Origin of the sequence: Streptomyces sp. AB3(2024), from assembly GCF_041862025.1 — a bacterium.
GTDB lineage: Bacteria > Actinomycetota > Actinomycetes > Streptomycetales > Streptomycetaceae > Streptomyces.
The window spans coordinates 46,745-54,960 of the sequence record NZ_JBGWAB010000042.1; the positions used below are offsets into that span (position 1 = coordinate 46,745).

At 72.1% G+C, this 8,216-nt stretch carries 10 protein-coding genes and 1 pseudogene; 8 read left to right on the plus strand and 3 right to left on the minus strand.

Translation table 11 applies throughout. The annotated features are described in order from the left end of the window. Window positions 1-51 precede the first annotated feature (51 nt). Entirely contained in the window at window positions 52-1,266 is a 1,215-nt protein-coding gene (locus tag ACEPPI_RS18600) for a serine hydrolase domain-containing protein (RefSeq protein ID WP_373916338.1), read from the minus strand. Window positions 1,267-1,321: 55 nt separating this feature from the next. Beyond that, complete coding sequence (locus ACEPPI_RS18605) at window positions 1,322-1,846, minus strand: YbaK/EbsC family protein (protein ID WP_373916339.1); 525 nt, start codon at window positions 1,844-1,846, stop codon at window positions 1,322-1,324. A gap of 118 nt (window positions 1,847-1,964) precedes the next feature. Here ACEPPI_RS18605 and ACEPPI_RS18610 point away from each other — a divergent pair, with 118 nt between their 5' ends. Next, window positions 1,965-2,498, plus strand: coding sequence for a helix-turn-helix domain-containing protein (locus ACEPPI_RS18610; protein WP_373916340.1), 534 nt, complete (start codon window positions 1,965-1,967; stop codon window positions 2,496-2,498). Between the two features lie 68 nt (window positions 2,499-2,566). Then, window positions 2,567-2,938 (plus strand): MerR family transcriptional regulator, encoded by a 372-nt coding sequence (locus ACEPPI_RS18615; RefSeq protein WP_373916350.1) that lies wholly within the window; start codon window positions 2,567-2,569, stop codon window positions 2,936-2,938. A 46-nt stretch (window positions 2,939-2,984) separates the two neighbouring features. Here the strand turns inward: ACEPPI_RS18615 and ACEPPI_RS18620 are convergent, their stop codons facing one another. Next, entirely contained in the window at window positions 2,985-3,986 is a 1,002-nt protein-coding gene (locus tag ACEPPI_RS18620) for a LuxR C-terminal-related transcriptional regulator (protein ID WP_373916341.1), read from the minus strand. A 198-nt stretch (window positions 3,987-4,184) separates the two neighbouring features. On the opposite strand from ACEPPI_RS18620, the gene ACEPPI_RS18625 reads away from it, so the two are divergent. The 6 genes and pseudogenes from ACEPPI_RS18625 to ACEPPI_RS18650 form a co-directional block, all read left to right on the plus strand. Next, window positions 4,185-4,742, plus strand: a complete 558-nt coding sequence (locus ACEPPI_RS18625) for a hypothetical protein (RefSeq protein ID WP_373916342.1) — start codon at window positions 4,185-4,187, stop codon at window positions 4,740-4,742. A 54-nt stretch (window positions 4,743-4,796) separates the two neighbouring features. Then, on the plus strand, window positions 4,797-5,321 hold the full coding sequence (locus tag ACEPPI_RS18630) for a hypothetical protein (protein ID WP_373916343.1): 525 nt from the start codon (window positions 4,797-4,799) through the stop codon (window positions 5,319-5,321). Next, a complete protein-coding gene (locus ACEPPI_RS18635; RefSeq protein WP_373916344.1) occupies window positions 5,321-6,511 on the plus strand; it encodes an MAB_1171c family putative transporter in 1,191 nt (396 codons plus the stop codon). The genes ACEPPI_RS18630 and ACEPPI_RS18635 overlap by 1 nt, the downstream gene beginning before the upstream one ends. A gap of 239 nt (window positions 6,512-6,750) precedes the next feature. After that, window positions 6,751-6,936 carry a hypothetical protein gene (locus ACEPPI_RS18640; protein ID WP_373916345.1) on the plus strand — a complete coding sequence of 62 codons (186 nt, stop codon included), beginning with the start codon at window positions 6,751-6,753 and terminating at the stop codon, window positions 6,934-6,936. Between the two features lie 6 nt (window positions 6,937-6,942). Then, entirely contained in the window at window positions 6,943-7,221 is a 279-nt protein-coding gene (locus ACEPPI_RS18645) for a hypothetical protein (RefSeq protein WP_373916346.1), read from the plus strand. 264 nt (window positions 7,222-7,485) lie between these two features. After that, window positions 7,486-8,216 (plus strand): annotated as a pseudogene (locus ACEPPI_RS18650) (hypothetical protein); the annotation flags it as partial.

An 8,216-nucleotide genomic window follows, 5' to 3' on the forward strand; every position in this document is an offset into this window, starting at 1 on the left:
CGGGCCGGTGGAACGCCAGGTGGGGGTTGGCGCCGGGGCTCGTGCGGGCGGTCACGGCATGCTGAGGGCCTGCCCGGGGGCCAGCACCGCGGAGATGCGCTCGGCGATGGTCTGCGCCGAGTTCCCCTCGGGGCTCTCGGGGCCCTTCGTCACGGACACGGAGATCGCCAGTCCGCGCGCCGGCAGATAGGCCTGGATGGCCGCGTAGCCCGAGAACGACGGGTTCGTCAGGATCCAGCCGTCGACGACGATCACGCCCAGGCCGAAGTGCCGGGCCGCGGTGTTGGTCAGCAGGCAGACGCTCGGCGGGCAGGAGGGCGTCGCGTGGCCCAGGCCGACGGTCCCCGGGTCGAGCTGCGTCCGGAAGGACCCCGCGGACAGCAGCTCCCCGGTCCCGACGGCACGCGCGGACCGGTCGAGGTCGCAGATGTCCTGCGTCAGCACCGCGCCGCGAGCCGTGGTCCACGAGGGGTTCCAGAAGGTGGATTCCTCGTAGGTGCCGCGCTCGGAGGTGAAGGCGTGCAGGACGGGGTCCGGGATCTGCGGTGTGTACTGGTTGGAGGTCTGGTCCAGCCCGAGCGGCCGCATCACGTGCCGGGCGAGCAGGCGGTCCAGCGGGAGCCCGCCGATCTTCTCCAGCGCGGCGCCGAGGATCGCGAAATTGGCGTGCGAGTAGTTCCAGTTGGTCCCCGGCCGGTAGAGGAGGGGCTGCTTCGTCGCGATCGCGATGACCTCCGCCGGTGTCCACCGGCGGAACGGGTGGGCCTTGATCTCGGCGAGGAAGGCGGGGTCGGTCACGTAGTCGTGCAGTCCGGAGGTGGAACTGCCGAGCATCCGCAGGGTGATCTCCGAGCCGTGCGGTACGTCGGGCAGCCAGCGGGACACCGGGTCGTCGAGCGAGGCCTTGCCCTCCTCGACGAGCTGGAGCAGGACGATGCCCATGTAGACGATGGCGACGGACCCCGTACGGAAGTGCATCGACGGTTCGGCCGGTACGCCCGTCATCGACTGCCCGAGAGCGGTGGTGAGCACCTCCCGGCCGCCGGAGGAGACCCGCAGCACCACGGAGTTCAGCCCGAACTCCCGCTGGGCCTGCCGGGCCGTCGCGAGCACCTTCTGCGCGTCGCCCCGGGCCGGGCCGGGCGATGCGGTGCACGCCGCCGGTGGTGCGGGCGCGGCGGCCGCCGGGCCCGTGGCGGCCCCGGCCGGCAGGGCCGTGCCCAGCAGGCCGGCGACGCACAGCAGCACCGTACGGGTCCGCCTCATCCCCTCAGTATGGGCGGCCCCTTGGGACGGCGCGCGCGGTGCGCGGAGGCCGCGGTCAGGCCGGCTCGGCGGCCGTCCGCGGGCCGACCGGGAGCAGGCGGCCGCCGGTGAGCCGCAGCAACTCCTCGGCGGTGGTGGGGAACACCGTGTGCGGGGTCCCCGCGGCCGCCCAGATCCGGGCGTGGCCGGTGAGCGCCTCGTCGACGACGGTGGGCAGGGTCCGGGGGTGTCCGAGGGGGGCGACGCCTCCGATGGCCTGCCCGGTGGCCTCGCGGACCTGCTCGGCGGTGGCGCGGCGCAGTTCGGGGCGCCCCCAGCGGGCGGCGAGGGCGGTGGTGTCGACCCGGTGCCGCCCACTGGTGAGGACGAGGACGGGCTCGTCCCCCGAGAGGAACACCAGGCTGTTGGCGATGGCGCCGATGTCGCACCCCAGGGCCTCGGCGGCCTCGGCGGCCGTGCGGGCGGAGCGGTCGAGCAGGCGCACCCGACCGGGGACGCCGGCCTCGGCGAGGGCGCGGGCCACCTGCGCGGACCGGGCGGGCAGGGCGGGCAGGGCGGGGGTGGGGTGCTCGGGCTGCAAGGGGCGCTCCTTCGACGGGATGTTCCGCATACAGAACGTTCTGTATGCGGAACGATAGGATGTGGCGCGGAAGCCGGGCAAGCGGATTGAGCGGGGCTCAGGGGGAGGGAGGCGTCGTATGGATCTGGCGGCCGAGGTGGGCGCCCGGGTACGGGCGCTGCGGACGGAGCGCGGAATGTCGCTGTCGGAGCTGGCCCGCAGGTCGGGGGTCGGCAAGGGCACGCTCTCGGAGCTGGAGGGCGGACGCCGCAACCCCACGCTGGAAACGCTCTACGCCCTCACGACCGCCCTGGAGCTCCCGCTCGGCGCGGCGCTGCACACGACAGGACTGCCCGCGGAGCTGTCGGGCTCGGCGGTGGGCGCGGTCCTCACCGAGCGGTTCGAGGACGCCGCGGCGGTCACGGAGACCTACCGGATCCGCATCCGCGCCGGAGCGGTGCAGGAGTCCACCGGACATACCACCGGGGCGACGGAGCGCATCGTCGTCCTGGGGGGAACGGCCTACGTGGGCGAGCTCGCGGGGCCGCCCCGGCGGGTCGGGCCGGGCGGACACGCCGGCTGGGTGGCCGACGTACCGCACCTGTACCGCGCGGCGGAGGAGGACGTGGACGCGCTCCTCGTGGTCCGCTACCCCCGCCGGGCCGTCCCGTAGCGACTGGTGGCGGCATGGTAGAAGTTGAGGTCGATGGCAGGTTCGAGTCGCGCCGTTCGGGGTGGGGAATGCGGATCGGTGAGCTGGCACGGCGCAGCGGGGTGAGCGAGCGTTCCCTGCGCTACTACGAGACGCAGGAACTGCTGCGCGCGGAGCGCACCCCCGGCGGCCACCGGGACTACGGCGAGTGGGCGGTCGACCGCGTCGTCCGCATCCAGACCCTCTACGCCGCGGGCCTGAACAGCAAGAAGATCGCACAGCTGCTGCCCTGCATGCGGGACACGGACGGCCGCCCGAGCGAGGTCGCCACCCCGCAGCTCGTCGACGAGCTCACCGCGGAGCGCGACCGGATCAACCGCCTCATCGCCGACTTGGTCCGCTCCCGCGACGTCCTGGACGAAGTGATCGACACGGCCTCGCCCGGCGGAGACGGCGCGTAGAGGGGGCCGAACGCAGAGGTGGCGGTGCGTCGAGGTGGTGGTGTGGCTACTGTAGCCAGCCGCGCTGGGCGGCCTTCAGCCCCGCCTCGAAGCGGCTCGATGCTTCGAGGCGTTCCATCAGCCCCGCCATCTGCCGGCGTACGCTGCGCGCCGAGATGCCGAGCCTCCGGCCCGCGACCTCGTCGGTGAGGCCGGAGGCGAGGAGCCTGAGCACCTCCCGTTCGGACGCCGTGAGACCGGTCTCGGAGTCCTTGGAGCGGTCGGCGCCGAGCGGGACGGCGGACTGCCACGTCTGCTCGAACAGCGCGACCAGCGAGGCGACGACCCCCGGCTCGCGGATGCACAGCGCGCCGCGCTTCGTGTCGGCCGGATCGATCGGGACGACGGCGACCCGCCGGTCGAAGACCAGCATCCGCGGAGGGAGCGTCGGACAGGTGCGCACCGCGCCGCCCCGCTCGTTCATCCACCGCGCGTAGGTGAGGGTCGCGGGGTCGTGGCGCGCACTGTCCTGGTAGAGCGTCAGGAGGGCGATGCCCTTGGCCATCGCGGAGTCGTCCAGCGGTCTGGACGCGTCGAGGCTGGCCTGGGACTGGGCTCCGCCCGGCATCACCGAGAGGCACTCCTCGGACATCTCCCGCGCTAGGATCTCCAGCCTCACCTGGATGGCATCGAGGCCGACCAGACGCTCCGTGGACGTCGCCGTGGCCGCGGCCGGGGCGTCCGGCCGCAGGTCGGCGTACTCGGCGATCGCCTGCGCCGCCGCCGCCTTGCTCAGTTCGAGCTCCCGGTGGCGGCGCAGCAGCTCGTCCTCCTGCCGGCGCAGGAGCATGTCCAGGCCGATCTCCGGGCTGACGGGACGCATGGCGCCGTGCACGTCCCGGGAAGCGCGGAGAAGCCGGAGCTCGGTGAGCTTGTCCAGGGCGTCGTGGACGGTGCACTCGGACACGCCCAGTTGCCCGGCGAGTTCCTGGACGCTGCCCTCCGGATGGGAGAGCAGTGCTCGGTACACACCCTCGGTCACGCGGTCCAGCCCGAGCAAGTCCAGCATCCGTCAGCCCCCCAGCCCACACGGCGATTAAAATCGCCGCCAGCATAAGGTTCGCTCCGTCGCCGATCAAGTGGGATCCCCGGCGTCCACCCGCGGGGGTTCGAGTGATACCAGGTTGAAGCCGCAACGATTCGGCGAGTAAAATCGCTGCCTCGTGTGAGGGGTATCTTGATTGCCGACTGATCGGAGCTGGCCGGGATGAACGCAGAAGAAGCCGGCGGCCACCCGCCGCACCCGCCTTCGCCGCCCGACCGTGCCCGCAGGATCTCCGAGAGGCTCGACGGATTGATGGCCCGCGAGGCCGCCCGGACGGGGGGGAAGGCTCCCGCGTACCGGGAGCTGGCCGACCGGATCAACCGGATCGCCGGACGCGGCGTCATCTCCAGGGACACGATCCGCAACCTGCACCAGGCCAGCACGCAGAAGGGGCAGTCCCCCAACCCTACGGTCGAGACGCTGGACTGGCTGGGCCTCGCCTTCGGCATCCGTTCCGGGGCGACCTACTTCCTGGACGACGGCAGGGCCGCCGCCGTGGACGAGCAACTGCTGGCCCTGGACAAGCTGGCCGGCGTCCACGCGGCCGTGGGGAACGCCGGTGTCGTCGGCCTCGCGCAGCGCGCCTCGGGGCTGTCCGACAACAGCCTCCACATGCTGGTCGCCCTCGCCGACCGGCTGAGCGCGCTGGAGGCGGAGGTGGCGGCCGGGGAGTCGGGTGCCCCGTCGGCGCCCAAGGCCGGTCCCGGGGAACGGTGTTAGTAGGGTAGGCAGCGCACCGACCGCTGACCATTGACCGAAGGATCCGCTGCCGCCATGCCCGTACCGCGCGGTCTGCGCAAGCGCTGCGAAGGCATCCTGGCCGGGATCGAGCTGCCCGATCCCTTCACGGTCGACTCCTTCAGGGACGCGCTGGCCCGCCATCGCGGGCGCCCGATCGTGATGGAACCCCTTCCCGACCTCGGTTCCGAGGCACCGTGCGGGGCGTGGATCGCGCTGCCCAGCGTGGACGTCGTCTTCTACGAACGCAGGACCAGTCCCGCCCACCAGGACCTGATCAAACTGCACGAGCTCGGCCACGTCCTCTGCGGCCACACCCAGAACGTCGATCTGGCCCGGCTCGCAGGGGCCTTCACCGACCTGACCCCCGAGCTGGTCGCCCACACCCTCGGCAAGGCCCGCAGCAACTTCGACACCGTCGAGGAGCAGGAGGCCGAGATGATCGCCGTGCTCCTCGCCGACCTGGCCGGCGCCGACCGCATCGGCACCCCGTCCTCGCGCCGCCTGGTCGGCAGCCTCGCCCACCCGATCCGCCGCCTGCGCTCCTGGCGAGGAGATTGATGCATCCGGTCTACGTGTTCACCCTGCCCGCGCTGCTGTGGGCGCTGGTGATCTGGCGTGCGCCCTCGGCCTTCAACGGCACCCGTCCGTCACGGCTGTTGTGGGGCTTCCTCGTCGGGCTCGCCGTCACGCTTACGACCCGGTCGCCGGCCGTGGAGCACCTCATACGCCTCTCCACCGGATCGCCCGATCTGTCCGTCCTGGTCAAACACCTCGCCGGCCTGGCATCGAACCACTTCATCCTGGAGTACGTGATCACGGTTCACGGCCGCGGACCACGGCGGGTGTCGACCGCACGTCTGCGGATCGCCACGGCGCTCACGGCCGCACTCGCCCTCACCGCCGTGTTCGTCCTCCTCTTCGAGCACGACCCCGACGGCCCGGCGAGCCGCGTGACCGACGCCCACCTCGGCGACTGGCCGGTGCTCCTGTACGAGGGCATCGTCTACGCCTACCTCGGCACCTCCAGCGCCCTGTCGGCCGGGCTCTTCTGGTCGAACCGGCGCAGCGTGCCCCGGGGAGTCCTGCGTTCGGGGGTCGTGTGCCTGGCCAGCGGCTGTGCGCTGACCTTCGTCTACACCCTCTACCGGGTGGTCTTCCTCGCCCGCCAGGACAGCCACCCCGAGGTCCCGGGGCCGGGGACCCCCGACCCCGTCTCCGAGACCCTGCCGGTGATCATCATCCTGCTCCTCGTCGCCGGACTCGTCCTGCCGCCGCTGAGGAGGCTCGGCTGCTACGTCCACGACCAGTACGCGCTGTGGCGGCTGCACCCCCTGTGGTCGGACCTGCTCGACGCCGTACCCATGGTGGCGTTCGGTCCGTGCGTGGGGCGCACGCGCGACCTGTTCATCCTCGGTGACCGGACGCTCGACGTGGCCCACAGGGCCTTCGAGATCCGCGACGCCTGCCTCGTACTGCGCGACCGCGGCACGACGGCCCGAACCGAAGTCCCGTCGAACGGGCCTGACGACGCACCACCACCAATGACCGATGCCGAATCCGAAGCGGCCTGGCTGTTCTCGGCACTCCAGGAATCCCCTGGCACCGGCCCCGTCGGCGCGCCGCCGCCCCCGTCGAACGCCAGGACCCCCAGTGAGGAGACCGAGTGGCTCCTCAAGGTCGCCGCCGCCTACGGACAGCTGTCACGCGGCCGGGCCGCGGCGCCGACAGGAGCCGGAACCGAGGCGTAGCGGCAGCGCGCGAAGGCGCGGGCCCCCACCTGCGGACCCGGCCGTGAGGGGCCGCATCCTGATCCGGCCAGGCCGCATGCTGACGGGCCGATCGCCTTCCCGGGGAGCGCCACCGTCGGCAGGATAGTGATCACCGGAACGGCAGGGACACCAAGTCCCGGCCGGGGCCGCAAGCCCCCCGGACCGACCGCCAGGTCGAGATCCTCCTGACCGACACGCCACCAGTTTGGGGTACAGCCATGTCCAAGACCGCCCGCCTGCTCACCGCAGCCTTCATCGCCTCCGTCCTGTCCGGCCTGGCTGTGCCCCTCGCTTCGACCGCCTACGCCGCGACGGGCCCGGGCGGCATCGGATGGGACGTGACCCAGGCACACGGATCGGTGTCCACGGCCGGAACGCCGGACAACGGCATCGGCTGGGACTGACCCGAGATGGTGCCCGTCCACCTCACCCTGATGCCGACGGGAGCGACAAAGCCCACCCGGGGCCACGCCCACACCGTGGTGGACATGCTGTGGGCCCACGCCACATCCGAATGCGCCCTGGAACACATCTGCGCCCGGCCGAACCAGGCCGGCATCGGGGTCGTCCTCTTCATCCGCGCCACCGGCGCCGACACGGCGCAGGCCAAGGCCCGGCGTCTGATGGCCGACGTGCTCGCCGTGGGAGGCACCGGCATCGACGGATACTCCGTCACGCTCCACCGCTGACCGATACCGGCCGCACCGCCCCGCCGGCCCGCGCCACCCGCCGCGCCACCACACTGACCGGCCGTCCATCGCACCGCTGAAACGCGGCTCCGACGGCCGAGCGCGCCGCCCGGTCGAGCCCGACCGCTCAGCGGAACGACCGTCGTGCTCACCACGACAGCCGGCCGTCACCCAAAAACATTCCACACCAGTCCATTCGGGCTGCCCAGACACCGAAAGACGAGCTCCTTCATGTCTCGAATATCCCGTCCTGCCCTCCGCTCTATGGCTGTCCTCGTCGCCGCGGGCATCAGCTGCGCCGTGTTCGCCGTCGCACCGGCCCAGGCAACCTCGACGCCCCTGGACCACCACGACAAGGGGGGCGCCGGCCAGGGGCAGACCGCGACGGCCAAGGGGTCCAACGGACCTGCGGCCGGCGCGCCGTCCTCCAGCGCGGCCTCGGCCACGATCACCCGCTCCGAGGCCGTCGCCCGCGCCGAGAGCTGGGTCGGCAAGGGACTCAAGTACAGCTGGGACAACACCTACCAGGGCTACCGCACGGACTGCTCCGGCTACGTCTCGATGGGCTGGAAGCTCGGAACCCCCGGCCTGGACACCACGCGCTTCGTACCGAGCGGCGCCGCGTCCTGGCTCGGCGGCAAGGGCGACCTCAAGCCGGGAGACGCACTCCTGAACGACGCGGCCGGCGCGAGTGGCCACATCGTGATGTTCGACCGCTGGACCGACTCCAGCCAGACCTCCTACATGGGTTACGAGTTCACCGGGTCCGGCGTCCACCACCGCGTCATCCCCTACCCCTACTTCTCGGGCTACGGCACCTTCAGGCCGGCCCGCAGCAACAGCATCGTCGATGACGCGACCCCCACACCGACGACCGCGACGACGGTGGGTGTGTACCGTCCGGGGGAGTCGTGGTTCTACGTGTCGGACCGGGGCGGGAACCTGTCGGGGAAGGCCGCGTTCGGTGCTCAGGGCGATATGCCTTTGACGGGTGA